Source organism: Novosphingobium cyanobacteriorum (genome assembly GCF_029436685.1).
In the GTDB taxonomy this organism is placed as follows: domain Bacteria; phylum Pseudomonadota; class Alphaproteobacteria; order Sphingomonadales; family Sphingomonadaceae; genus Novosphingobium; species Novosphingobium cyanobacteriorum.
Map to the genome: position 1 here is coordinate 157,903 of NZ_JAROCY010000004.1, position 22,180 is coordinate 180,082.

21 protein-coding genes are annotated in these 22,180 nt (G+C 65.5%); 9 read left to right on the top strand and 12 right to left on the bottom strand.

Annotated elements, in window-relative coordinates; translation table 11 throughout:
• Together purN and purM are read right to left on the bottom strand one after the other, a co-directional pair.
• Nucleotides 1-942, bottom strand: a complete 942-nt coding sequence (gene purN / locus POM99_RS05640) for a phosphoribosylglycinamide formyltransferase (protein WP_277275882.1) — start codon at nucleotides 940-942, stop codon at nucleotides 1-3.
• Nucleotides 935-2,041 carry a phosphoribosylformylglycinamidine cyclo-ligase gene (gene purM, locus POM99_RS05645; protein ID WP_277275883.1) on the bottom strand — a complete coding sequence of 369 codons (1,107 nt, stop codon included), beginning with the start codon at nucleotides 2,039-2,041 and terminating at the stop codon, nucleotides 935-937. The genes purN and purM overlap by 8 nt, the downstream gene beginning before the upstream one ends.
• Nucleotides 2,042-2,147: 106 nt before the next feature.
• On the opposite strand from purM, the gene POM99_RS05650 reads away from it, so the two are divergent.
• The 5 genes from POM99_RS05650 to POM99_RS05670 are packed head-to-tail and all read left to right on the top strand — an operon-like array spanning nucleotide 2,148 to nucleotide 5,518.
• Complete coding sequence (locus tag POM99_RS05650) at nucleotides 2,148-3,425, top strand: heavy-metal-associated domain-containing protein (protein WP_277275884.1); 1,278 nt, start codon at nucleotides 2,148-2,150, stop codon at nucleotides 3,423-3,425.
• A gap of 13 nt (nucleotides 3,426-3,438) precedes the next feature.
• On the top strand, nucleotides 3,439-4,065 hold the full coding sequence (locus tag POM99_RS05655; RefSeq protein WP_277275885.1) for an HdaA/DnaA family protein: 627 nt from the start codon (nucleotides 3,439-3,441) through the stop codon (nucleotides 4,063-4,065).
• Nucleotides 4,066-4,117: 52 nt separating this feature from the next.
• Nucleotides 4,118-4,840, top strand: coding sequence for a serine O-acetyltransferase EpsC (epsC, locus tag POM99_RS05660; RefSeq protein ID WP_277275886.1), 723 nt, complete (start codon nucleotides 4,118-4,120; stop codon nucleotides 4,838-4,840).
• A 2-nt stretch (nucleotides 4,841-4,842) separates the two neighbouring features.
• A complete protein-coding gene (locus POM99_RS05665) occupies nucleotides 4,843-5,217 on the top strand; it encodes a DUF2794 domain-containing protein (protein WP_277275887.1) in 375 nt (124 codons plus the stop codon).
• Nucleotides 5,218-5,230: 13 nt separating this feature from the next.
• Nucleotides 5,231-5,518, top strand: coding sequence for a hypothetical protein (locus POM99_RS05670; protein WP_277275888.1), 288 nt, complete (start codon nucleotides 5,231-5,233; stop codon nucleotides 5,516-5,518).
• 5 nt (nucleotides 5,519-5,523) lie between these two features.
• On the opposite strand, the gene POM99_RS05675 is transcribed toward POM99_RS05670, so the two are convergent.
• The 5 genes from POM99_RS05675 to POM99_RS05695 form a co-directional block, all read right to left on the bottom strand.
• Nucleotides 5,524-6,159 carry a DUF4328 domain-containing protein gene (locus POM99_RS05675; RefSeq protein WP_277275889.1) on the bottom strand — a complete coding sequence of 212 codons (636 nt, stop codon included), beginning with the start codon at nucleotides 6,157-6,159 and terminating at the stop codon, nucleotides 5,524-5,526.
• A 129-nt stretch (nucleotides 6,160-6,288) separates the two neighbouring features.
• Nucleotides 6,289-10,446, bottom strand: a complete 4,158-nt coding sequence (locus tag POM99_RS05680) for a beta strand repeat-containing protein (protein WP_277275890.1) — start codon at nucleotides 10,444-10,446, stop codon at nucleotides 6,289-6,291.
• A 175-nt stretch (nucleotides 10,447-10,621) separates the two neighbouring features.
• Nucleotides 10,622-11,530 carry an SDR family NAD(P)-dependent oxidoreductase gene (locus POM99_RS05685; protein ID WP_277275891.1) on the bottom strand — a complete coding sequence of 303 codons (909 nt, stop codon included), beginning with the start codon at nucleotides 11,528-11,530 and terminating at the stop codon, nucleotides 10,622-10,624.
• A gap of 69 nt (nucleotides 11,531-11,599) precedes the next feature.
• Entirely contained in the window at nucleotides 11,600-12,697 is a 1,098-nt protein-coding gene (locus tag POM99_RS05690) for a branched-chain amino acid aminotransferase (RefSeq protein ID WP_277275892.1), read from the bottom strand.
• Nucleotides 12,698-13,135: 438 nt separating this feature from the next.
• Nucleotides 13,136-13,699, bottom strand: a complete 564-nt coding sequence (locus tag POM99_RS05695) for a hypothetical protein (RefSeq protein WP_277275893.1) — start codon at nucleotides 13,697-13,699, stop codon at nucleotides 13,136-13,138.
• On the opposite strand from POM99_RS05695, the gene POM99_RS05700 reads away from it, so the two are divergent.
• The 3 genes from POM99_RS05700 to POM99_RS05710 all read left to right on the top strand — a co-directional run bounded on the left by POM99_RS05700 (nucleotide 13,698) and on the right by POM99_RS05710 (nucleotide 15,551).
• The gene (locus POM99_RS05700; protein ID WP_277275894.1) at nucleotides 13,698-14,483 is read left to right on the top strand and encodes a TlyA family RNA methyltransferase; all 786 of its coding nucleotides are present in this window, start codon (nucleotides 13,698-13,700) and stop codon (nucleotides 14,481-14,483) included. The genes POM99_RS05695 and POM99_RS05700 overlap by 2 nt on opposite strands.
• 128 nt (nucleotides 14,484-14,611) lie before the next feature.
• Nucleotides 14,612-15,166, top strand: a complete 555-nt coding sequence (locus tag POM99_RS05705; RefSeq protein ID WP_277275895.1) for a TspO/MBR family protein — start codon at nucleotides 14,612-14,614, stop codon at nucleotides 15,164-15,166.
• Between the two features lie 100 nt (nucleotides 15,167-15,266).
• The gene (locus tag POM99_RS05710; RefSeq protein WP_277275896.1) at nucleotides 15,267-15,551 is read left to right on the top strand and encodes an accessory factor UbiK family protein; all 285 of its coding nucleotides are present in this window, start codon (nucleotides 15,267-15,269) and stop codon (nucleotides 15,549-15,551) included.
• Nucleotides 15,552-15,555: 4 nt separating this feature from the next.
• On the opposite strand, the gene POM99_RS05715 is transcribed toward POM99_RS05710, so the two are convergent.
• Nucleotides 15,556-16,893 (bottom strand): sensor histidine kinase, encoded by a 1,338-nt coding sequence (locus tag POM99_RS05715; RefSeq protein ID WP_277275897.1) that lies wholly within the window; start codon nucleotides 16,891-16,893, stop codon nucleotides 15,556-15,558.
• A gap of 93 nt (nucleotides 16,894-16,986) precedes the next feature.
• Entirely contained in the window at nucleotides 16,987-18,195 is a 1,209-nt protein-coding gene (locus POM99_RS05720) for a trans-sulfuration enzyme family protein (RefSeq protein WP_277275898.1), read from the bottom strand.
• An 86-nt stretch (nucleotides 18,196-18,281) separates the two neighbouring features.
• Here POM99_RS05720 and POM99_RS05725 point away from each other — a divergent pair, with 86 nt between their 5' ends.
• Nucleotides 18,282-19,583, top strand: a complete 1,302-nt coding sequence (locus POM99_RS05725; RefSeq protein ID WP_277275899.1) for a phospholipid carrier-dependent glycosyltransferase — start codon at nucleotides 18,282-18,284, stop codon at nucleotides 19,581-19,583.
• Here the strand turns inward: POM99_RS05725 and POM99_RS05730 are convergent.
• From POM99_RS05730 to POM99_RS05740, 3 genes are all read right to left on the bottom strand, one after another.
• Entirely contained in the window at nucleotides 19,580-20,167 is a 588-nt protein-coding gene (locus POM99_RS05730) for a twin-arginine translocation pathway signal protein (protein WP_277275900.1), read from the bottom strand. The genes POM99_RS05725 and POM99_RS05730 overlap by 4 nt on opposite strands.
• Nucleotides 20,168-20,239: 72 nt before the next feature.
• Nucleotides 20,240-20,893: a DUF2238 domain-containing protein gene (locus POM99_RS05735; protein ID WP_277275901.1), complete on the bottom strand. Its 654-nt coding sequence runs from the start codon at nucleotides 20,891-20,893 to the stop codon at nucleotides 20,240-20,242.
• 162 nt (nucleotides 20,894-21,055) lie between these two features.
• Nucleotides 21,056-22,180 (bottom strand): glycosyltransferase, encoded by a 1,125-nt coding sequence (locus POM99_RS05740; RefSeq protein WP_277275902.1) that lies wholly within the window; start codon nucleotides 22,178-22,180, stop codon nucleotides 21,056-21,058.

Here is a 22,180-nt window from a genome sequence, read left to right on the forward strand (position 1 = left end):
CTAGAATTCCATCATCGCCGCGAGCTTGCGCGGCGCAACGGCCAGCCACGACCGGCGCAGCCATTCGCCGATGTCGTCCCAGTCCACGTCGCCCAGGTCAAGACGAATAGCTATCCACCCGTCACCGAAATAGGCGGGACGGAAGAAGCGCACGGGATCGCTTTCGATCAGCTGTTCCTGTTCGTCGGCCCCGCTGATCTTGGCGAGCAGGGCGACGCGGCCATCGCCGTGGTGATCGCTACTGACCCAGGCGAACTTCTTGCCCTTTGCGATACCGAAGCAGGCCATGCCATGGCTGGTGGTCTCTTCCGCCTGCGGCAGGGCCATGGCGCGCTGGCGCACCTGTTCCGTCAGCCAGACCGGCGAAGTTTCGCGGATGACAAGTTCCGACAGGCAGCGCGAATAGAGCTGGTGTTCGGCAAAGAGCACGCGGGCGGCCAGCGTGTCGCCCGTGTCACCGGGAAGGATCGCCACCGCCACCTGGCCGAGCACGGGGCCATCGTCGAGCTCTGGCGTGACGAGGTGGACGGTGCAGCCGCCGTGGCTGTCTCCCGCCTCGATCGCGCGTTGGTGGGTATGCAGGCCTTTGTATCTGGGCAGCAGGGAGGGGTGGATATTGAGCATCCGCCCTTCCCAGCGTGCGACGAATTCGGCCGAAAGGATGCGCATGTAGCCGGCCAGCGCGATGAAGCGTGCGCCGGCGCGCAGCACTTCGGCCTCCATCATCGCGTCATGTTCGGCGCGGGGAATGCCCTTGTGCGGCAGGCAGAAGGTGGCCACGCCTTCTGCCGCGGCGAGCTTCAGCCCGCCGGCATCGGGGTTGTTGGAAAGCACCAGCGCGATCTCGTAGGGGCAATCGGGCAGGCGGCTGGCATAGAGCAGCGCCGCCATGTTGGTGCCGCTGCCCGAAACGAAGACGGCGACTTTGGCCTTCTCAGCCAAGGTGCGTCGCTTCCCATGCCGCGCGGGCGGACCAGGTTTCGGCGCTGCCGGTGACGGTGCAGCCCTTTTCGCCCGCGACGATGGTGCCAATGCGATGGACCGTTTCGCCCGCATGGCCGAGGTCGGCGGCAAGCTGTTCCGCTTCTTCGGGGGCGACGGCGAGGACCATGCCGATGCCGCAGTTGAAGGTGCGGGCCATCTCGGCCGGCTCGATGTTCCCCTGCGCCTGCAGGAAGGCCATCAGGCGGCTCTGCTCCCACGAATCGGCGTTGATGCGGGCATGGAGGCCCTTGGGCAGCACGCGCGGCACGTTTTCCAGCAGGCCGCCGCCGGTGATGTGCGCCAGCGCATGGATGCGCCCGCCACGGATGAAGGGCAGCAGCGTCTTCACATAGATGCGGGTGGGTTCGATCAGGTAGTCGATCAGCAGGCGTTCGTTGTCGAACAGCGCGGGGCGATCGAGCCGCCAGCCCTTGTCTGCGGCGAGGCGGCGGACCAGCGAATAGCCGTTGGAATGCACGCCGGACGAGGCAAGGCCGAGCAGCACGTCGCCTTCGGCCACGCGGTCGCCGGTCAGCTGCTCGCCGCGCTCCACCGCGCCGACGCAGAAGCCGGCAAGATCATAGTCGCCATCGGCGTACATGCCGGGCATTTCCGCGGTTTCCCCGCCGATCAGCGCGCAGCCGGCCATGCGGCAGCCTTCGGCAATGCCCGCCACGACGCGTTCTGCCACGCCGTTGTCCAGCCGCCCGGTGGCGAAGTAATCCAGGAAGAACAGCGGTTCGGCACCCTGGACGATCAGGTCGTTCACGCACATGGCGACGAGGTCTATGCCGATGCGGTCGTGCCGGTCATGATCGATGGCGAGCTTCACCTTCGTGCCCACGCCATCATTGCCCGCCACCAGCAGCGGGTCCTTGTAGCCCGCCGCCTTCAGGTCGAAGAACCCGCCGAAGCCGCCCAGTTCCGCATCGGCGCCGGGGCGCGCGGTGGAGCGGGCGAGGGGGCCGATGGCCTTCACCAGTGCGTTGCCGGCGGCGATGTTCACGCCGGCCTGTTCGTAGCTATAGCTCTGCGGAGTCTTGTCGTCGGATGCCATGGAACGCGCGCCTAGCGCTTTCCTGCTTGGATTTCCACTTGCCTTTGGGCAAAAGCGCAGCCGCAAAGGCCGATTGCCCACAGACCGGCCCTGATCTGGAGTTCCCTTGGCCGTTCTGCGCCTGCCATTCGCGAAGTTTCAGGCCCGGCTGGGTCAACGCCGCACCGCGCTGTTTGCCGCGGGGGCGCTGGCGCTCGGCGTGGGGGGAGCTGTGCTCTATGCCCAGATCGAGGGCGACCGCGGCATTGCCCCCATCGCCAGCACTGGCGATTTCGAGGTCACCGGCATCGAGGTGAACGCCACCGGCAAGAATGCCGACGAGGCGCGCGCCAACGGCTGGCGCGAGGCGCAGCGCAAGGCGTGGGAAAAGCTGTGGTCCACCAATGGCCTGGGTGGCGGCAAGGCCCCGGCGCTGGACGATGGCACGATCGAGCAGATGGTTTCCGCCGTGGTGGTGGAAAACGAACAGATCGGCCCGCACCGCTATATCGCGCGGCTGGGGGTCATCTTTGACCGGGCGCGGACCGGCGGATACCTTGGCATGCAGGGGCAGATCGCCCATTCCGCGCCGATGCTGGTGATCCCCGTGCTGATCCAGGGCGGGGTGACCAGCGTGTTTGAAACGCGCACCCCCTGGCAGAAGGCCTGGGCAGAGTTTCGCACCGGGCAGAGCGTGGTCGATTATGTGCGGCCCAACGGCGGCGGATCGGATTCGCTGCTGCTGACCGCCGGGCAGGTTTCACGCCGCAGCCGCAACTGGTGGCGGCTGGTGCTGGATGAATTCGGCGCGGCAGACGTGGTGATTCCCGTGGCCAAGCTGGAACGGCAATGGCCGGGCGGGCCGATTCACGGCAGCTTCGTGGCCCGTTATGGTCCCGACAACCGCTTCCTTGGCAGCTTCGAGATGACGGCGGAGAGCGAGGACAAGCTGCCCGCCATGCTGGCGCAGGCGGTTCAGCGGATCGACGGCATCTATGCCCAGGCGCTTGCCGCCGGGCAGCTGGCGCCCGATCCCACGCTGAACACGCAGCCGCAGATCGATCCGAAGCTGATCGACGCAATCGTGGCCAGGCTGGGGCCGGCCCCGGCGGCGCAGCAGGCGCAGGCCAGCGGACCCGCCGCGTCGGCAACTGCGAGCGCGGCGGCGGCCAGCACCTTTACCGTGCAGTTCGTAACGCCCGATGCAGCGGCGGTGGACGCGGCGCTTTCGGGCGTGCGGTCGGTGGGTGGCGTGCAGTCTGCCAGCACCACCTCGATCGCTATCGGCGGCACCTCGATCATGCGGGTGACCTACGCCGGGGAACTCGACGCGCTGGCCGCTGCGCTGCGCGCGCAGGGGTGGAAGGTGACGCAGGGTTCTGGCGTGCTGCTCATCCGACGCTGACCGATCGCTTGCCGTGTCCCAGATTGCGCTACCCCTTGTCACCGCCACGAGCGCCGAGACGATCGTCTCCGGCCCTTCGCTTGCGCCGGTCATCGGCGCGTTGCAGGCGGCGCAGGACTGGCCTTTCCGCACAGCGATCCTGTTTGGCCCGCCGCGTTCGGGCAAGAGCCTGCTGGCGCGCTGGTTCGCGCAATCGGGCGCGGGCGATGCGCTGGACGATGCCGATTCGCTGGCCGACGAGGCGGTGTTCCATCGCTGGAACGCCGCGCAGGCGAGCGGACGGCCGCTGCTGCTGGTGAGCGGGCGCGCACCGGGCGCATGGCCGATTGCGCTGCCGGACCTGAAATCGCGGCTGGGCGCGGCGCTGCCGATCGAGATTGCCGCGCCTGATGACGAACTTCTGCGTTCGCTGATCGAAGCGCACGCCGCACGGCGCGGGCTGGCGCTGGGCGAAGGGGCGCTGGGCTGGGTGCTGCCGCGCATCGAACGCAGCCACGCCGCGGCCGAAGCGCTGGTCGAAACAATCGACCGCCTGTCCCTTGAGCGGAAGGCAAGTGTCACCATATCGCTGGTGAAGGACGCGCTGGCCGAGCGCGTTCATGGCCATGCCGACAGCAACTGGCAGCCCCGACTCCTTTAAGGGTGAGGGGCAGCCGCTTGCGCTGAAAGGGAAAAAGGGGGTAGATCGGCCCATGTTCGACAGCTTGGTCGCCTATCTGGACTCGATCCGCGCCCGCGATCCGGCGCCGCGTTCGCGTTGGGAAATCCTGCTCTACCCGGGCCTGTGGGCCGTCGGGCTGCACCGCGTGGCGCACTGGCTGTTTGAAGCGAAGCTCTATTTCCTCGCCCGCCTGATCAACCATTTCAGCCGCTTCGTGACCGCGATCGACATTCATCCGGGCGCGAAGATCGGCCGGCACCTGTTCATCGATCACGGCTTCACCGTGATTGGCGAGACGGCCGAGATCGGTGACAATGTCACCATATACCAGTGCGTTACGCTGGGTGGCACCAACCCCGCCAATGGCGTGCCGGGCAAGCGCCACCCAACGCTGTGTGATAACGTGATCCTGGGATCGGGCGCGCAGGTGCTGGGGCCGATCACGGTGGGCGCGCGGGCCCGTGTTGGCGCCAATGCCGTGGTGACTGAAGACGTGCCGGAAGGCGCGACGATGGTCGGGCTCAAGGCGCGGTCCACGCTGGTGCCGGTGGAAACCTGGCTCAAGGACTTCATCCCCTATGGCACGCCCTGCAAGGAACCGTGCGAACCGGCGGGCGGCAGCCGTATCGACGAGCTGGAAAACGAGGTGGCCGTGCTGAAGGCGCAGGTCTCCGCCCTGCTGGCCGAGCGCACCGGGGATGATGCGCCCAACGCGCCTGTCACCGGGTCCGGCCGGCGGAGGAACCGCAACTGAGCGTGGCCGGGACTTCCGGCGCGCCCGGCGCGAATGGCGGCGGGGACACGGTCGTCCCCTTTCCCAAGCCGCAGGCACAGGTTGCGTTCGACCGCAAGGAGCTGATGCGCATCCTTGATCTCTATGGCCGAATGGTCGCCGCGGGAATCTGGCGCGACTATGCCATGGGCTTCGATCGTGACGCCGCCAGCTTCAGCGCCTTTCGTCGCACGGCTGAGCGACCCAGCGCACGGATCGAGAAGCGCCCCGCTTTGCGTGGCAAGCAGGGCATCTGGGCGCTTTATGGCGAAGCCGGGCAGGTGCTGAAGCGCGGGCATGACCTGAACGGCGTGCTCAGCCCGCTGGAGCGCAAGCTGTTGAAGGTGGTTGAGGATTAGGCTGCAACTGATTTTGCCGGCTGCGCTGGCACTTGCGGGGTGCGGGCAGGGCGAGGCGCAGAAATCCGCGCCGCCGCAGGGCCGCAAGGTGATGCGCACGATCTATCGCGACGACAAGGCCATGCTGCTCGTGGTCATGCCCGACGGGCCCGGCGCACCACCCTCCGCCGACTGCACCCAGCCCCTGCTGATCGATCCGGCCAGCGGTGCGGTGCGGGCGATCTCCGCGCAGGAAGCCGCCGAACGCCAGCGCCGCATGGAGCTGGTCGGCGCCAGCGAGGGCAACTGCCTGCCGCGCTGACAGGCTCAGTCGAACACGCCCGCGCTGTAGATGTGGCTGGCCTGCATCGCGGTGATGCGCCGGACGAGCAGGACCAGCTGGATCATGGCACCGTGCCACATGGCCTGGCCCAGAACCAGCATCAGCATGGCGATCTCGGGCGAGGTCACCACCCGCGCGCGATTGAAGGCGGAGACCATGAATGTCGCCAGCAGCACCGCATGGAGGAACAGGCCGCCGATCCAGCAGGCCCACCATCCGCTGGCGAGCGTGACTGGTGCCTTGGCATTGTACTGGTCCTCACCCGCACTGCGGTTCCACAGCTCTCGCATGGTGCGGAAGGGGGCAACGAAGTTTGCTCCGGGCACGAACCAGCAACTGACAGCCCAGATAGGTGACCGCTCCAGCCCGGGCAGGCGATGCACGTGAAGGTCGGCCACGGCGCGCCACAGCCAGAACAGGAATGCGGTGAACACGATCGGGCCTGCTATCAACTGCGGCACGAGCGATCCGCCAAACGCTGTGGCGATGACATCGATCGGAATTGCGCCGTCGCGCCGTTCGATCTGCACCACATAGATCGCAGCCGCCGCCATGGCCGCATAATGCACACCCACCGCCACCTGCACGGCAATCGCCCTGCGCTTCAGCGATGCGCTCATATGATCGCGCTCCGCCCGATATGCCCTCGTCGTACCATGCCCGTCCCCATATCCGGGCATCAGCCTATCGCCGCAGGCACCGGGCGCAACCTTCGCGTCTGCGAAGACTGCGCCATTGCGGCGGCTGTTTCAGAGTACGAAGTCGGTCGCAACCGGGGGGGCAGGCACGCCGATGGTGATGGCAAAGTCGGAAATGCCATCGCCGTTCACGTCCCCTTCCACCAGCGTGGTGGACACGCGCAACTGCCCGGCCACGTTGGAATAGGCTGCGCTGCCGATGAAGGTGAAGGCCTGGTCGCCCGCCGTGACCGTGTTCGCATCGATGAGCGAAAGGTCGATCCTGTCGCCGCTGGTGAAGTCCAGGATCACATCGCGCAGCGAGGCGGCAGTCGGGCTGTCGAGCACGCTGCGGTAGACGAACACATCGGCCCCGGCACCGCCACGCAGCACATCGCGGCCAAGCCCGCCTTCGATGCGGTTGATGCCGCCATCGCCGCGGATCGCATCGTCGAAGGCGCTGCCGGTCACGTTCTCGAAGCCGGCCAGCGTATCCGACACGCCGGTCCCGTCGTTAAGCGTCAGCAGGCGGCCAAGATTGACCGTCACCGCGCCATTCGCGTTGGCATAGGAGACCGTGTCGATGCCCGTTCCGCCATCCAGCGTATCGGCCCCGTCGCCCCCGGCGATCACGTCATTCCCGCCCAGGCCGGTGATGATGTTCGCGCCCTCGTCGCCGGAAAGCGTGTCGGCAAAGCCCGATCCGGTCAGGTTCTCGATGTTGATCAGCGTATCGGTGCCCTCGCCGGTCACCTGCGCAGTGGTGTTCTGGAGATCAACCGTGACACCGGCCGAGGCGGAGCTGTAGCTTGCAGTATCGTTGCCGCCGCCGCCGTTGATTGCATCGTCGCCGGAATTGCCCAGCAGCAGGTCGTCGCCCGCGTCACCGCGCAGCGTATCGTTGCCAGCGCCCCCGGTGAGGGCATCGTTGCCGGCGCCGCCAGACAGGCGGTTGGCGTTGAGATCCCCGATGAGGGAATCGTTGAAGAGCGATCCGGCCAGGTTTTCGATCCCGGTCAGGGTGTCGGTGCCGGCACCGATGGTGTTCTGCGCCGTGGTGACACCCAGATCGACAGCGACGGCGGCCGCTGCCTGCCGATAATTGACGGTGTCGTTGCCGGTGCTGCCGTCGAGCGTGTCGTTGCCGCTGTCGCCCAGCAGCAGGTCGTCGCCAAGGCCGCCCTGCAGGGTGTCGTTGCCACCCCCGCCAGAAAGCACGTCGGCGCCGTCGAGCCCCGCGATGGTGTTGTTGCCGCTGTTGCCGGCGATGCGGTTGTCCGCCGTGTTGCCGGTACCGTTGATCGCTGCACCGCCCTTCAGCGTCAAATTCTCAAGGTTCCCGCCCAGGGTATGGGTGATCAGGGAGAATACGGTGTCGATGCCCTGCGCAACCTGTTCGATCACCGTGTCGCCCGTGGAATCGACAACATAGGTGTCATCGCCCAGGCCCCCGCTCATCGCGTCGTTGCCGCTGGCGCCGTTGATCACATTGCTGCCGTTGTTGCCGATGATCGTGTTGTTCAGATTGTTGCCCGTCACCTGCCAGTTGTCTGAACCAAGGACGGTCAGGTTCTCCACGTTGGCCGACAGGTTGTAGGGCTGGACGGTCGGGGCGAACCCGGCGGTGATCACGCTGAGCACCACCATGTCCGTGCCCTGGTTGGCATATTCGGTGATCTGGTGGTCCCAGCCATAGACGCGATAGGTATCATTGCCGGTTCCGCCGGACAGGCGCGACCCATCGGCGGCGATGATCGTGTCGTTTCCGGCGTTGCCGCTGATGATATCGACGCCGGGGCCGATCCCGGTCACGATGTCCATCACGCCGCTCAGCACGCCCGTGCCGTTCAGCACATTGTCGCCCGCATTGCCGGTCATCCGGTTCACGGATGAATTTCCCATTCCATCGATATTGGTGCGGCCCAGCAGCACCAGGTCTTCCACCTCGGTCGGCAGCACGAACGAGACGGTCGCACGTACGGTGTCGTTGCCGTTGGCGGCCACCTCGCCGATAACGTCGGCGGAATTGTCGACGAGATAGGTGTCGCCACCGTCTCCGCCGATCAGGATATCGGCTTCCCCGCCGCCCCCGCCATCGAGCACATTGTCGGACTCGTTGCCGGTGATCTGGTTGGACAGCGCGTTGCCGGTGCCGTTGATGCTGCCAGCGCTGGACAGCAGCTGCAGCACTTCCACGTTGTCGTCCAGCACCCAGTCCACTCTGACTTGCATCATGTCATAGCCGCCATCGGCGCGTTCGATGATGATATCGCCATCTTTCACGATGTAGACGTCGTCACCTGCGCCGCCTTCCAGCGTGTCAACGGCCGTCGAACTGGCACTGTAGATGAAGTTGTTGCCGGCATTGCCGACGATCACATTGGAAAGGGAATTGCCGAAGAGGGACAGGTTGCCTGATCCCATGGCGCGCAGGTTCTCGACATTGGCCTCCAGTCCGCGGTCGACCGAGGTGAAGACCGTGTCGATCCCTTCGTTGGTGCGCTCGGTCACCGTGTCGCTGGTATTGTCGACGAAGTACGTGTCATTGCCGGCGTTGCCGATCAGCTTGTCGATGCCCGCGGCGCCATCCAGCACGTTGTCGGCCGAATTGCCGTAGAGCGTGTTGTTTTCGGCATTGCCGGTCAGGTTCCCGGCGGCGGTGCCCAGCAGGCGCAGCTGTTCGATGTTAGCCGCGGTGAGCACATAGGAGCCACGCGTCAGCACCGTGTCGAAGCCTTCGGCCCCGGACTCGACGATCAGGTCATTGCCGTCGACGATATAGGTGTCGTTGCCGGTCTTGCCGGTCAGGATATCGGCCCCGTCGCCGCCGTCGAGGATGTCGTTGCCGATGTTGCCGGACAGCGTGTCCTGTCCAGCACCGCCGACCAGCCGGTGCCCGTCCTGTCCGTTGACCTGGATCACGTTGTTGGCCAGATCGCCGGTGATGCTGGGCAGAACCGGCAGATTGTCCGCGTCATAGCGTAGCGAGTAATAGCTGGCGCCGCCCGAGCTGTATTCCACGAGATAGCCGCCCGTCGCATCGGCCACGATGGTGGGCACGCCGTGGGCGAAGATGATCGGTGGCACGTTCTCGTCGCCCACCAGTCCGCCTTGCGCGTCGAAGCGCTGGATATGCGTCTTGACCCCGTTGGGCCCGTCGTTTTGCAACCATGAAATGGCCCAGCCGCCGTCGCTCAGCGCCGTCGCGGTCACGTTGCCGGGCGGGAACGGCACGCCGCCGTAAGTGCCCACCGTGGTCAGCGGGCCCTGCTGCACCCCGGCGGAATCGAAAAGGCGATAGGTCACCTGCGTGCCCACCACGGCGGCAATCAGGAACCGGTCTCCCGAAAGGCCGATGGCGGCGACCTTCGGTCCGTTGATCGGGCCGATATCGATCGGCCCACCGACAAAATTGCCTACGGAATTGAATATCTGTACCTGAAACGAGGTGGCGTTGCCGTAAACCGCCACGAAGCCGCCGCCGGAAAGCGGGGCCAGTGTGGTGTTCAGTGCCACAATCCCCGCTGTGGCGTTCAGCCGGAACTCCGCGCCCAGGGCCACGCCGTTCACGTCATAGATGCGGCCATAGGTATTGGCTTCGCCCGGCCGGATGAAGCTGACCACGAATCCGCCAGACGCCAGCGATTCCACCGTCGGCAGGCTTTCCGATTGGGTGATGGCGGTGTTGTTGACCTGGAACTCCCCGCCAAGCCGCGTTCCGTCCGCCAGGAAGATCTGGCCCGTCACGCCATTGCCCGATCCGTCGGGCGTTACCCAAGTCGCCACGTAGTTGCCATTGCCCAGTGCCGCCACATCTGGGCTGATCTGGTTGAGCTGTGTCGCCACGCTCAACAGCGATTGCGGTCCGGTGCGTTCCCCGCTGGCCAGATAGCGCACACGGAACACGTCGTTGTCCACCGACTGGAGGGCAGACCAGACCGACACAATGCTGCCGTCGTTCAGCCGCGCGATCGCGTGGTCACCGTTCGAACTTGCACCAGAGGCAACCGTGCTCGGCCCGCCATAGCCAAGCGCGAACGTGCCATCGAGAAACTGGACGGATTCGATACTGTTCAGCGTGTCCGTGCCCGCCGAGCTGGTCACCGTCCAAACGCCGTTGATGTAAAGGAACGACGCCTGGTCCTGATAAACGTCGATTACTGCGACATCGCCGGTGCCGACAATACCTTGGTAGATGTCGTTGCCCGTGGTGCCGGTGATCGTGGCCATGTCTAGCTCCCCAAAAGATGACCGCGGGGCGCGCACTTATCCCAGCGGCCGCTGATTACGTATAAACACGTAATTATCACGCGCGGAGCATGTGGATTGTATGGATTCGACGCGAAGCGTCGCATTTGGTCCGGATCGGTTGGCGCCGTCCCGCTGTGGAACAGCGCTGGCCGGTTCAGCCCTTTGCCGCAGCCTGCAGCATGCCGATGATCATCTGCGCCTGTTCGCCGCCCGATCCGGGGGTGAAGTCATGACTGCGGTCCGATATCGCCGCCCAGTGCGCGGCAAAGCCTTCCACGGTGCGTTCATCCGGCGGCAGCAGCACGCCTTGGTTCATGGTGGTCCAGATCGAGTGATAGACACCCGCGCCTGCGCCGACGATGGCGTTGGTCGGCGCCTCATCTGAAACGAGGTAAAGCGCTGCCGGCACGACATTCTCCGGCGCGAACAGCTTGAATGCCTCGCCCGGCAGGATGTCCTCGGTCATGCGCGTGGCCGCCACCGGCATCAGCGTGTTGACCCGCACGTTGTACTTCGCACCTTCGAGGTAAAGCGTCCGCGTCAGCCCGGCGAGGCCCGCCTTGGCCGCGCCATAGTTCGCCTGCCCGAAATTGCCGAACATGCCGGTGGGTGATGTGGTCATCAGGATGCGGCCATAATTCTGCTCGCGCATCAGGTCCCACACCGCCTTGGTGGCATAGGCCGATCCCAGCAGGTGGACGCGCACCACGATCTCGAAATCCAGCGGGTCCATCTTGGTGAAGCTCTTGTCGCGCAGGATGCCGGCGTTGTTCACCAGCACATGCAAGCCACCCCAGGCCTCGCGCGTCTTCGCCACCATCTCCACCATCTGGTCGAACTCGGTCACCGAAGCGCCGTTCGGCATTGCCTCGCCCCCGGCGGCGCGAATTTCCTCGACCACTTGCAGCGCGGCGTCGGAATGGCCGGTGCCGTCGCGCGATCCACCCAGATCGTTGACCACCACTTTCGCGCCGCGCTTCGCCAGCTCCAGCGCATAAGCACGGCCCAGCCCGCCGCCCGCGCCGGTGACGATGGCAACCTTGCCTTCGAACGAGATGGTCATGTGCGGCACTCCCTCAAGCGCTTAACCGTGCAATTAAGCGGAAATGCCACCGCATGCCGGCCTTGGCAATCAGGCGATCCGCTTCACCCAGCCGTGGCTGTCAGCGGCTTCGCCCCGCTGGATCGCCACCAGCCGTGCGCGCAGCTTCTGCGTCAGTTGGCCGGGTCCGCCGCTGCCGATGGCGAATTCGCCATCACGGCCGGCAACCTTGCCTACCGGGGTCACCACCGCCGCCGTGCCGCAGGCGAAAGTCTCGACCAGCTTGCCGCTGGCCGCGTCGTCGCGCCACTGGTCCAGCGCATACCTTTCCTCGCGCACGGTCAACCCTTCCTCGCGCGCCAGCGCGATAAGGCTTTCGCGCGTGATGCCGGGCAGGATCGTGCCGCCCAGCGGCGGGGTGACGATCGTGCCGTCCGCCATCACGAAGAACAGGTTCATCCCCCCCAGTTCCTCGATCCAGCGGTGCTCGGCCGCGTCGAGGAACAGCACCTGGTCATGCCCCCGCAAAAACGCCTCGGCCGTGGGCACCAGGCTGGCGGCATAGTTGCCGCCGCACTTGGCCGCGCCGGTGCCGCCGGGCGCCGCACGGGTATAGTCGCTCACCCAGATCGAAACCGCCGGCGCGCCCGATTTGAAATAGTTGCCCGCCGGGCTGGCGATGACGAGGAAACGGTACTTCTTGGAAGGCCGCACGCCCAGGAACGCCTCGGTCGCGAACATGAAGGGGCGCAGGTAAAGCGATCCGCCCTCCACCGTGGGGAACCAGTCCTTGTCGGCCAGAACCTGCTGGCGCACGGCCTCCACGAACAGCGCTTCGGGCAGTTCGGGCATGGCCAGCCGCCGGGCAGACGCGTTGAAGCGGGCGGCATTGGCCTCGGGCCGGAACAGTGCGATGCCGCCGTCGGCCAGGCGATAGGCCTTCAGCCCCTCGAAGATTTCCTGCGCATAGTGCAGCACCGAGGCTGCCGGATCGAGCGGGATCGGGCCATAAGGCATCACCTTGGCATCGTGCCAGCCCTGCGCCTCGTCGTATTCGATCGAGACCATGTGGTCCGAAAACGCGGTGCCGAAGCCGGGGTTCGCCAGCACTTGCGCACGCACGTCCGCCGCAACCGGGGCGGGGTGGGGAATGCGGGCAAAGGCAAAGGTATCGGCGGCACTCGCCATGACGGAATCCTCTGGAGTCGTTGGTCAGTGGCGATTGAACGATTATTGCGCGTAAAGCAATAGGCTTGAAATAAATGTGAAGGGCCGCGTCCGGATCCGGAGCGGCCCTTCGCATGGTCAGCGGCCGGAAGTGCCGCCCACGAAGCCTTTATCGCTTAATCGAAACTCAGCGATAATGCCTCGCGCGGGACTGTACCGACCTCTCTGCTGAACCATGAGACATCGGATCACCTCCTTTCGCGCTGTTGAGCCAAAGTCGCCACCCTTGCAGATGGCTGGACCGGAGGGGCTTGGCCACCTCTGGCCTTGATCCGAATGTGATTCATCGCCGGCGAAACAACAAGACTTGAACGAAAAAAATTTGCCGTCAGTATTGCCGCTTCGCGCTCGCGATTGCCCATCGGGGTTGCCTGCGAAACGACCGATTTCCGCGTATCTTCACCGGCAATCTTCGATCACGCGCCCCACCTCTGCCCAGGCTGGCAAAACAAGGGTGGGTAAACCGTTCACTTCCACAAGGAATCGTCCGCGGCTGAACGCCATCGCGTCGAGCTGGGCGTCGCCGGCGGCGAAGGCGATCGCCATTACCGGAGCGCCTCCCTCGGTCGCCGGCGACGCGCCGAGCTGCTTCACCCCGGTGGACGTAGTGATCGACGCGGGGACCGCGGTTGCCGCCGTGCCGGCGCGCAGCAGCGAAACCGTGCGCGTGGCGCCGGTGCAGCGCAGCGTGATCAGCACTGCTCCCGCAGGATCGACGAACCGTGCCGCCGAACCACCGGTTTCCGCCGAATAGCGCCAGCCACCCGGCGTCACCGGGGCATCTCGCCAGTCGCGCCAGGCTGGTGCTTCGGGGGCACGCGGCGGCGGAGCCGGCTGCACGGTCGGCGCAGGCGCGGGGGGAGGCGGCGGCGCAGCCTGCGGAATGGGCGCACATCCCGCCAGGATCGCCAAGGACAGAACTATCGGCGAAAGGCGGCGCTGGCCTGCGTGGTTGATCTTCATGCCCCGGTTATGGGAGAGAGCGCGCGTGACCTCAACCCGCCCCCCCAAACCTTCCAAGGCCCGCGTCGACCAACTCCTGGTGGAGCGAGGCCTGGTCGAAAGCCGTGCGCGGGCGCAGGCGCTGATCCTCGCTGGGCTGGTTTTCGCGGGCGAAACCAAGATTGCCAAGGCCGGGCAGATGCTTCCCGCAGATGCCGCGCTCGATGTTCGCGGACGCGACCACCCGTGGGTTTCGCGCGGCGGGATCAAGCTTGCCCACGCCATCCAGCACTTCGGACTCGATCCTGCGGGCGTGATCGCCATGGATATCGGCAGTTCGACCGGCGGGTTTACCGACGTGCTGCTGCAGGGAGGGGCGGCGCACGTCTTCGCGGTCGATTCGGGCACCAATCAGCTCGCGTGGAAACTGCGACAGGATCCGCGCGTCACCGTGCTGGAACAGACCAGCGCCCGCATTCTCACCCCTGCCCATATCGATCGTCCCGCCACCTGGGTGGTTTGCGATGCCAGCTTCATCGGCCTGCGCAAGGTGCTGGAAGTGCCTTTGGCACTGGCGGCGCGGCCCACGCGGCTGGTGGCGTTGATCAAGCCGCAATTCGAAGTGGGCCGAACCGAGGTGGGGAAGGGCGGCGTGGTGCGCGATCCGGCTCTTCATGCAAGGGTCTGCTCCGAAGTGGAGGACTGGCTTCGACAAGAAGTATGGGAAATTCAAGGGGTTGTTGAAAGTCCGATCACCGGACCGGAAGGCAACGTGGAATTCCTGATTTCCGCTCTGCGATCTTAGACGATAATCGCGTTGCCTGTTCCGGGGTGGCTCGCCAATATCCGGTGCGAATCGATCAAGAATTAACCAATGTCCCACTCTTCTTCCGGGGCTTGGCCATCCAGCGGGGTCGCCGAAAAGCGCACGTCATGCGATATCTTGCTTCTCCCGCGCAGCTGCGCGCTTCTGTCATGCGTTGGGCCCTGTTCACCGTACCTGCCGTCCTCGGCCTCGGCTTCCTGTCGGGCTATGGGTCGGGCAGCGGTCCGGTCAGCCCGTGGTTCAACGCGCTGGAAAAGCCGGGGCTCTATCCCCCGCCGGCCACCTTCGGCATCGTGTGGAGCATACTCTACGTGATGATGGGCGTTGCCCTGGCGCTGGTCATCGCCGCGCGCGGCGCGCCGGGGCGGGGCCCGGCAGTCATCGCCTTCCTCGTCGGCTTCGCGCTGAACCTGTCGTGGAGCCCGGTGTTCTTCGCCATGCACCGCATGTCGCTGGCGCTTGGCATCATCGGCGGCATGGCCGTGGTGACGCTGGTCACCATCGTGCTGTTCTGGCGCGTGCGTGCGCTCGCCGGGGCGCTGCTCCTGCCCTACATGGCGTGGATCTGCTTTGCCGCACTGCTCAACTATCAGATCCTGGCGCTGAACCCGCAGGCCGATGGCGCGCCCGATCCTGCGCCCACCGTCCGCATCCAGCTCTGATATTCGCGCGCGGCCGCGGTCGCGCCCCACGTGGCACCTTGCGGGGCGCGGCTGCGCGCCCCATCTGGGCAGCACGGATCACACAGAAGGCCTTCCTCCCATGCAAAGCGAAAACCCGCTGCTCGCCGATTTCGTCAAGCTGCTGAACAGCGCCGCCGGCACCTTCGCCGGCATGAGCCGCGAAGCCGCCGGCACCGCGCGGGAAAAGGCGCGCGAGGTCTTCGGCGGCCTCGATTTCGTCAGCCGCGAGGAATTCGACACGGTGCGTGACATCGCCATCGCCGCGCGCGAAGAAGTCGATGCGCTCAAGGCCCGCATCGCCGCGCTCGAAGGTGCGCAGGCCAGCCAGGCCAGCGGCCTCGCTACGGACGGCGAAGCCCAGTAAGTCCTCAGCTGTTCAGCGTCCGGGCTTTCGTCGCATCGCAGTCCAGCGACCAGCGTAGCCCTGCAGGGTCATAGTCCAGCGTTACGTCCGCCAGCAGGCTCCGCGCCGGGATATGGCGGATCAGCGTGGTGCCGAAGCCGGTTCCGTCGGGCGCCTGCACCGGCGGTCCTGCAGTTTCGCTCCACGCGATCCGGAAACGACCGTCGCTCTCCTGCCATTCCAGCCGCACCCGGCCCGAAGGGCGTGATAGCGCGCCATATTTCAGCGCATTGGTCGCCAGTTCGTGCAGCGCCATGCCGATGATCTCGGCGCTACGTGGGGAAAGGTCGATCGGCGGGCCCTCCACGCGCACCTGTGCGCGGTGTTCGCGGCCCAGGATCGCCAGCTGCGCCTCGGCCAGCTCGTCCATGGGGATCGTCGCCCAGCCGCGCCGCACCAGCAGGTCCTGGTTGGCGGAAAGGCTCGTCAGCCGGTTCTCGAACCGCTCCAGGAACGCCGGGTCCGTGCCGCCTGATCGCCGGGCCAGCGCCTGCACCACCGCCAGCATGTTCTTCGACCGGTGGTTCACCTCCATCAGCAGCACGCGGATCTGCTCTTCCTTCTGCAGCAGCTCGGTCACGTCGGTGTTGGTGCCGAACCAGTAGGCGATCTGTCCGTCCTGGTCGCGGATCGGCTTCGCCCGGGACAGGAACCAGCAATACTGCCCGTCCGCGCCGCGCAGCGGAAAGGTGTCTTCCCACTCCCGCCCCGCTTCGATGTCACCACGGAACTTCTCGGTCACCCGCTCCACATGGTCGGGATGGTGGATTGCCTGCCAGCCCCATCCCTGCATGGTGCCGAACGTGGTGCCGGTGTAATCGTACCAGCGCTTGTTGTACCAGGTCAGCCCGCCATCGGGGGCAGCGATCCACGCCAGTTGCGAGATGTTGTCGGCCAGCATGCGCAGCCGCAGGTCCGTATCGCGCAGTGCAAGATCGGCGGCATGGCGCTCGGTCACGTCGCGGGCGATCTTGCTTGCGCCCATGATCATCCCGTCCGGGGTGAAGATGGGCGATACGGTCAAAGATACGCGGATCTTTCGCCCGTCCTTGCGAACGCGGATCGTTTCAAAGCTTTTCACCCGCTCGCCTCGGCCAATCCGGGCCAGGATGTCGTCTTCCTCGCTCTGACGATCGGGGGGTATCAGCCTGCGTATCGACTGGCCCACCATCTCGGCCTCTTCCCAGCCGAAGATGCGCGTCGCCGCCGGGTTCCAGCTGACCACGATTCCTTCGAGGTTCTTGGAAATGATCGCGTCGTCGGAGGATTGGACGATCGCGGAAAGGTGGGCTTCCGCCAGCAATGCACAGCGCTCCGGTCATGCCCCGCCCGGCCCCTATCCTATGGATCGGGCAAGGTAAAGCAACCGGATAAAAATGTATTTTGTTACAGTATCTTAAAGGCCTGCTTGGCGCAGCGCCTGATCCAGGTCGGCAATCAGGTCCTCCGGATCCTCGAGCCCCACGTTCAGCCGCAGCATTCCCTCGCCCACACCCATGTCGGCGCGGGTTTCAGGCCCCACGCCATGGTGGGTGGACGATGCCGGATGGCACATCAGCGATCGCGAATCTCCGATGTTGTTGGAGATGTCGATCAGCTCCAGCGCATCCAGCAGTGCGTGCGCCTGCGCGCGGCCACCATCGAGGTTGAACGAGAAGATCGGCCCGCCCGCTTTCATCTGCTTCTTTGCCAGCGCATGCTGCGGGTGGCTGGGCAGGAAGGGATAGAGCACCTGCGGCACGCGCCCTTCCATGAAGCTGGCCACCTTCAGCGCGCTTTCGCTCTGGCGGTGGATGCGCAGGTCCAGCGTCTCCAGCCCTTTCAGCACCACCCACGCGTTGAACGGCGCACAGTTGGGCCCGGTGTTGCGCTGGAACGGCAGCAGGACGTTATTGATGAACTCGTCCGAACCGCACACCGCCCCGGCCAGCACACGGCCCTGTCCGTCCATCATCTTGGTGGCGGAATAGGCGACGACGTCCGCGCCGAAATCCATCGGCCGCTGCAGCGCGCTCGTGGCGAAGGCGTTGTCCACCACGGTCACGATGCCGTGCTTCTTCGCCAGTGCACACACGAATTCCAGATCCACCACGTCCATCGTCGGGTTGGCCGGGCTTTCGAAGAAGAACACCTTGGTGTTCGGGCGGATGGCCGCCTCCCACGCGGCATTGTTGCCCGCGTCGATGGTGGTGCCGCTGATGCCGAAGCGCGGCAGCAGGTTGTCCACCAGCCAGCGGCACGATCCGAACGCAGCCTTGGCCGCCACCACGTGATCCCCGGCGGAAAGCTGGCACAGCAGCGCGGTGGTCATCGCCGCCATGCCGCTTGCCTGCGCGCGGCATGCATCGGCGCCTTCCAGCACGGCGATGCGCTCTTCCAGCATCTGCACAGTGGGGTTCTGCAGGCGGGAATAGGTCATGCCGTCCTGTTCCCCGGCGAAGCGCGCCGCCACCGTGGCTGCATCGTCATAGGTGAAGCCCGAGGTGAGGAACAGCGCCTCGCTCGTCTCGCCCATTTCCGAACGCCATGTACCTGCGCGCACGGCCTGGGTTGCGGGGCGCCACTTGGCGGTGATCGAACGGTCCTGGCCTGCTGTACGCTTCATGGCCCCCGCCTTAGTTTCCGCAAAGCGGCCGCGCAAGGCGCACCATTGCACAGCGCCCCCTGCATGGCGTAGGGCCTTGGCAGGTCATGGCGATACCCCGATTTCTCGATCCGGTCTGGACGCAGGCCCGCAGGCGCGGTCCCCTGCCGCTCACGCTCGCGCTGGTCACCGTGTTCTTCCTGGTGGTGCTGCACCGCCTCGCCATCCCGTCGAAGCCGATGTTCGACGAGATACATTACCTGCCCGCCGCGCGCCGGTTGATCGAACTGACCAGCCGCCTCAATCCCGAGCACCCCCTTCTGGGCAAGGAGATGATCGCGCTGGGCATGCGCGCCTTTGGTGACAATGCCTGGGGCTGGCGCTTCCCCAACGCGGTGCTCGGCGCGCTTGGCCTGTTCGGCGGGATGCGGGCGATGTGGTGGACCAGCCGTTCGCGCGCGGCCACGCTGCTGTTCGGCCTGCTGCTCGCCACCAACTTCATCTGGTTCATTCTCAGCCGCATCGCCATGCTTGATATGGCCATGGCCAGCATGATGTCGCTGGCCTTTTGGCAATGGGCGCTCGCTTGGGCGCGCGGGCGGCGTGTCCATCTTGTGCTGTGCGGGCTGTTCATGGGCCTGTCGCTCGGCGGCAAATGGAACGGCATCCCGCTGCTGGTCCTGCCTGGCCTGCTTTTCGCGTGGGACCGGTGGCGCGCTCTCGCCGGCCGCCGCCGCGAATGGCTCACCGCCCGCGATGTCGGCCCGGTCTTCGGCGTCTCGCTGGTCGAGGCTGCCGTCTGGCTCGGCCTCTGGCCGCTGTGCGTGTATTTCGCCACTTTCGCCCCGGCATTCTTCTACCAGGTGCAGCCGCTCACGCTGAAGGGGTTGATCCCGTGGCAGGGCTACATGCTCAAGCTGCAGGACAGCGTGGTGAAGCCGCACACCTACATGAGCAGGTGGTGGCAGTGGATCTTCAACCTGCGCCCGATCTGGTTCCTTTACCAGAACGTCGATGGCGCGCAGCGTGGCGTGCTGATGCTGGGCAACCCCTTTACCATGCTTGCCGGCATCCCCGCGCTGCTGCTGTGCCTGTGGGACGGGGTGCGCCAGCGCAATCGCCTGCGCCTCGGCCTCGTGGTGTTCTATGTCGCCGCGCTGGTGTTCTGGGCGCTGAATGGCAAGCCGGTGCAGTTCTATTACCACTATGAACTCGCCGCCACGTTCCTCATGGCCGCGCTCGCGCTGGTGCTGGCAGACTGGTGGGACGATGGCTTGCGCTGGCCGGCCTGGACCACCGCCGCCATCGCCGTGGTCCTGTTCATCGGCTTCTACCCGATCCTTTCGGCCGGAAAGCTGCCCCGCGCCAATTCCTATATCGACTACACCTGGCTCAAGAGCTGGCGCTAAGCCCCCGGCTTGCCCGCCGTCATCGCATCCCATTGTGCCCAGGGAATTGCTCGCCCTGGATAGGCCACGGCCTTGAACGGCCAGTCCCTGCGCAGCCAGTCCTGCACCCAGGCGTAAAGCTCTGCGTCAAACCCGGCGTCGTATTCCGCCTTGGTCACCCACAGCCGCACCACTGCATCGTGCCCCGGCACCGGGCTGGGCGAGACATACACACAGCCTCGCTCGCGCCTGCCGTCGGGCGTCAGCACGGCATAGGCAAAGGATTCGCGGTTGAGGAACCGCCGCTGTTCGGTCTCCATGTCCACCATCGCCTCGGCATCGGTGATTCCTGCATGAGGCCATGCCGTGCTGCGGGTGAAGGTCTGCTGCAGATGCTCGATGGAGGACATGTAGGCCGCAAAGTCTATCCTCACCAGCTTCGGCCCCAAAGGCTCCAGCCGGAAACCCTGTCCCTGAGCGGAGGTCGGCGCCGCAAACTCCGCCGTCACGAACGGCACCCTTACTGTTGTGGCAGTCTCCGCCTGCGCAGGCACTGCCTCCAACGAAGCGAACGCCATCGCCAACATCAGCAAACCCACCTTCATGAATCATGCTCCTCTCGGCAGAGACCTACCGCCTGAAATCGCAAGGGTAAAAACCCTTTGAAGGCGAATTTTTCAGTCCCCGCGTTGCAGCAGCCTTTGCAGCATAAGCAATGTCGCAGCGCTAAACGCACCCACCGTGGCGCAAGCCATGTCCTTCTGCGCGTCCCAAACATCGCCCTGCTGCCCGTTGTAGGCGTCGGCATCCGGCCCGGCCATCGACAGCGTAAGCAACCATTCGAAGATTTCGTATAGCGCGCTTCCCGCCAGCACGAATTCAACCGCGATGTACGTCGCCAGCCGTAGCGAGATGCCCCAGCGCCTGTTCAACCAAGACGAAATCGGGTGAACCCACAGCAAGCCAAAACCGAAATGCACGACCCGGTCATAGGAGTTGCGCTGGAGACCTAGCAGTTTGCCGGGCTCCGGCAGTCCCATCGTCTGCGCCCATGCGTCATAGGGCACGTAGGAGTAGATATAGCGCCCGCCCAGCGCGTGCAGCGCCAAAAACAGGCAGGTGCAGGCGATCGCGCTCGTCGGCAACGTTGGTTTGCGGGCCAGCCACACGAGGATGGCGATGATGGCCAGCGTCGGCAGGTTCTGAAGCGGCGCCAGCGCGGGATAGGGCGTGTCTAGCAGGCAGATCAGGGACCATGCTGCGGTGATGGCGAACAGGGCAGCCTGTGCCTTGGGTAGCCCAATCAGGTTGCCTGAGTGATCCCCGGTCACCGCTGCACGGACCAAGCAAGCAGGCCAACTGTGGCCATGGTCATGGCCAGAGCAAGGCCGCAACCCGCCCAGCCGCCACGCCGTTTGATCCAGCTGCTTCCTGAATGAAGTCTGTCAGCTGCGTCAGCAAAGTTCAGCAGGTCGAACAGGTCCACCCGAGCCTCAGCCGTACTTGCCCCACACGAACTTGCTGGAAAGCGCGAAATTCCACACCGAGGCGAGGATGATGCCCGCGATTGCCGCCGGATAGGTGTGTACGCCCACGCGCACCAGTGCGGTGGAAACGCCGATGTTGGCCAGCATGCCGAAGGCACAGGTCGCTGCGAACTTCAGCCAGCCACGCGCGATTGGGCCCAGGCCGCGCAGGCGCTTGTCGGAATAGGTCAGCTCATTGTTCAGCACGAAATTGAAGGTCATCGCGGTCAGCGCGGCCACCGTCTGGCCCACGATGAATGCCGCTTCCTTGGGATAGTGGCTCAGCTGCAGGTCCGTGCCGAACAGGCGCAGCACCAGCGTCAGCACCGTCAGGTGCACCAGCGCGCCAAGCCCACCCACCGTGCCGAACAGGGCAAAGCGCGTGGGGATGATGCGGCCCAGCCACTTGTCGTAAAGCCCCACCAGGAATTCGAACACCACCGTGCGGTCCAGCTTCGATTCTCCTTCCATCCGCGCCGAAAAGTTCATCGGGAATTCCTTCACCCGCAGCGGGGCATCCACTGTGGCCAGAATGTCCAGCAGGATCTTGAAGCCCACGCCGGAAAGGCGGTGCGCATCGGCGCGCAGCGTTTCGCCCTTCAGCATGAAGAACCCGCTCATCGGGTCGGACAGGTCCACGCCGGTCACCTTGCGGGCGATGGAATTGGCCACGCCCGATGCCTTTACCCTGTCGGGCCGGCCCCAGGCCTCGGTGCTCGACCCTTCGGCAAAGCGGCTGGCATAGGCCACGTCGTATTCGCCGCCGGTCACCGCCTCGTACATCAGCGGCAGCAGCTTCTCGTCGTGCTGGCCGTCGGCGTCCATCACCGCCACCACCGGCGCGGCAGTGGCGCACATGCCCTCGATCGCCGCGCTGGCCAGGCCCCGCCGGCCGATCCGCTCGATCACCCGTACCCGTGGATCTTCGCGCGCGATGCGCCGCGCCTCGTCCGCGGTGCCATCGGGGCTGTTGTCGTCGACGAACACGGCTTCCCACGCCAGCCCCTGAAGGGCTGCGTCGAGCCGGTTGACCATCAGCGCGATATTCTTGCGCTCGTTATAGGTCGGCAGGATGACCGCGAGTTGCAACAT

Excerpts from the sequence above, each read along its gene's own strand:
- POM99_RS05725 (WP_277275899.1), top strand. The coding sequence starts at position 18,282 with ATGGCGATACCCCGATTTCTCGATCCGGTCTGGACGCAGGCCCGCAGG.
- POM99_RS05730 (WP_277275900.1), bottom strand. The coding sequence starts at position 20,167 with ATGAAGGTGGGTTTGCTGATGTTGGCGATGGCGTTCGCTTCGTTGGAG.
- POM99_RS05675 (WP_277275889.1), bottom strand. The coding sequence starts at position 6,159 with ATGAGCGCATCGCTGAAGCGCAGGGCGATTGCCGTGCAGGTGGCGGTG.
- POM99_RS05680 (WP_277275890.1), bottom strand. The coding sequence starts at position 10,446 with ATGGCCACGATCACCGGCACCACGGGCAACGACATCTACCAAGGTATT.
- POM99_RS05700 (WP_277275894.1), top strand. The coding sequence starts at position 13,698 with ATGCCCCGGTTATGGGAGAGAGCGCGCGTGACCTCAACCCGCCCCCCC.
- purM (WP_277275883.1), bottom strand. The coding sequence starts at position 2,041 with ATGGCATCCGACGACAAGACTCCGCAGAGCTATAGCTACGAACAGGCC.
- POM99_RS05710 (WP_277275896.1), top strand. The coding sequence starts at position 15,267 with ATGCAAAGCGAAAACCCGCTGCTCGCCGATTTCGTCAAGCTGCTGAAC.
- POM99_RS05695 (WP_277275893.1), bottom strand. The coding sequence starts at position 13,699 with ATGAAGATCAACCACGCAGGCCAGCGCCGCCTTTCGCCGATAGTTCTG.
- POM99_RS05720 (WP_277275898.1), bottom strand. The coding sequence starts at position 18,195 with ATGAAGCGTACAGCAGGCCAGGACCGTTCGATCACCGCCAAGTGGCGC.
- POM99_RS05740 (WP_277275902.1), bottom strand. The coding sequence starts at position 22,180 with ATGTTGCAACTCGCGGTCATCCTGCCGACCTATAACGAGCGCAAGAAT.
- POM99_RS05685 (WP_277275891.1), bottom strand. The coding sequence starts at position 11,530 with ATGACCATCTCGTTCGAAGGCAAGGTTGCCATCGTCACCGGCGCGGGC.
- epsC (WP_277275886.1), top strand. The coding sequence starts at position 4,118 with ATGTTCGACAGCTTGGTCGCCTATCTGGACTCGATCCGCGCCCGCGAT.
- POM99_RS05705 (WP_277275895.1), top strand. The coding sequence starts at position 14,612 with ATGCGATATCTTGCTTCTCCCGCGCAGCTGCGCGCTTCTGTCATGCGT.
- POM99_RS05690 (WP_277275892.1), bottom strand. The coding sequence starts at position 12,697 with ATGGCGAGTGCCGCCGATACCTTTGCCTTTGCCCGCATTCCCCACCCC.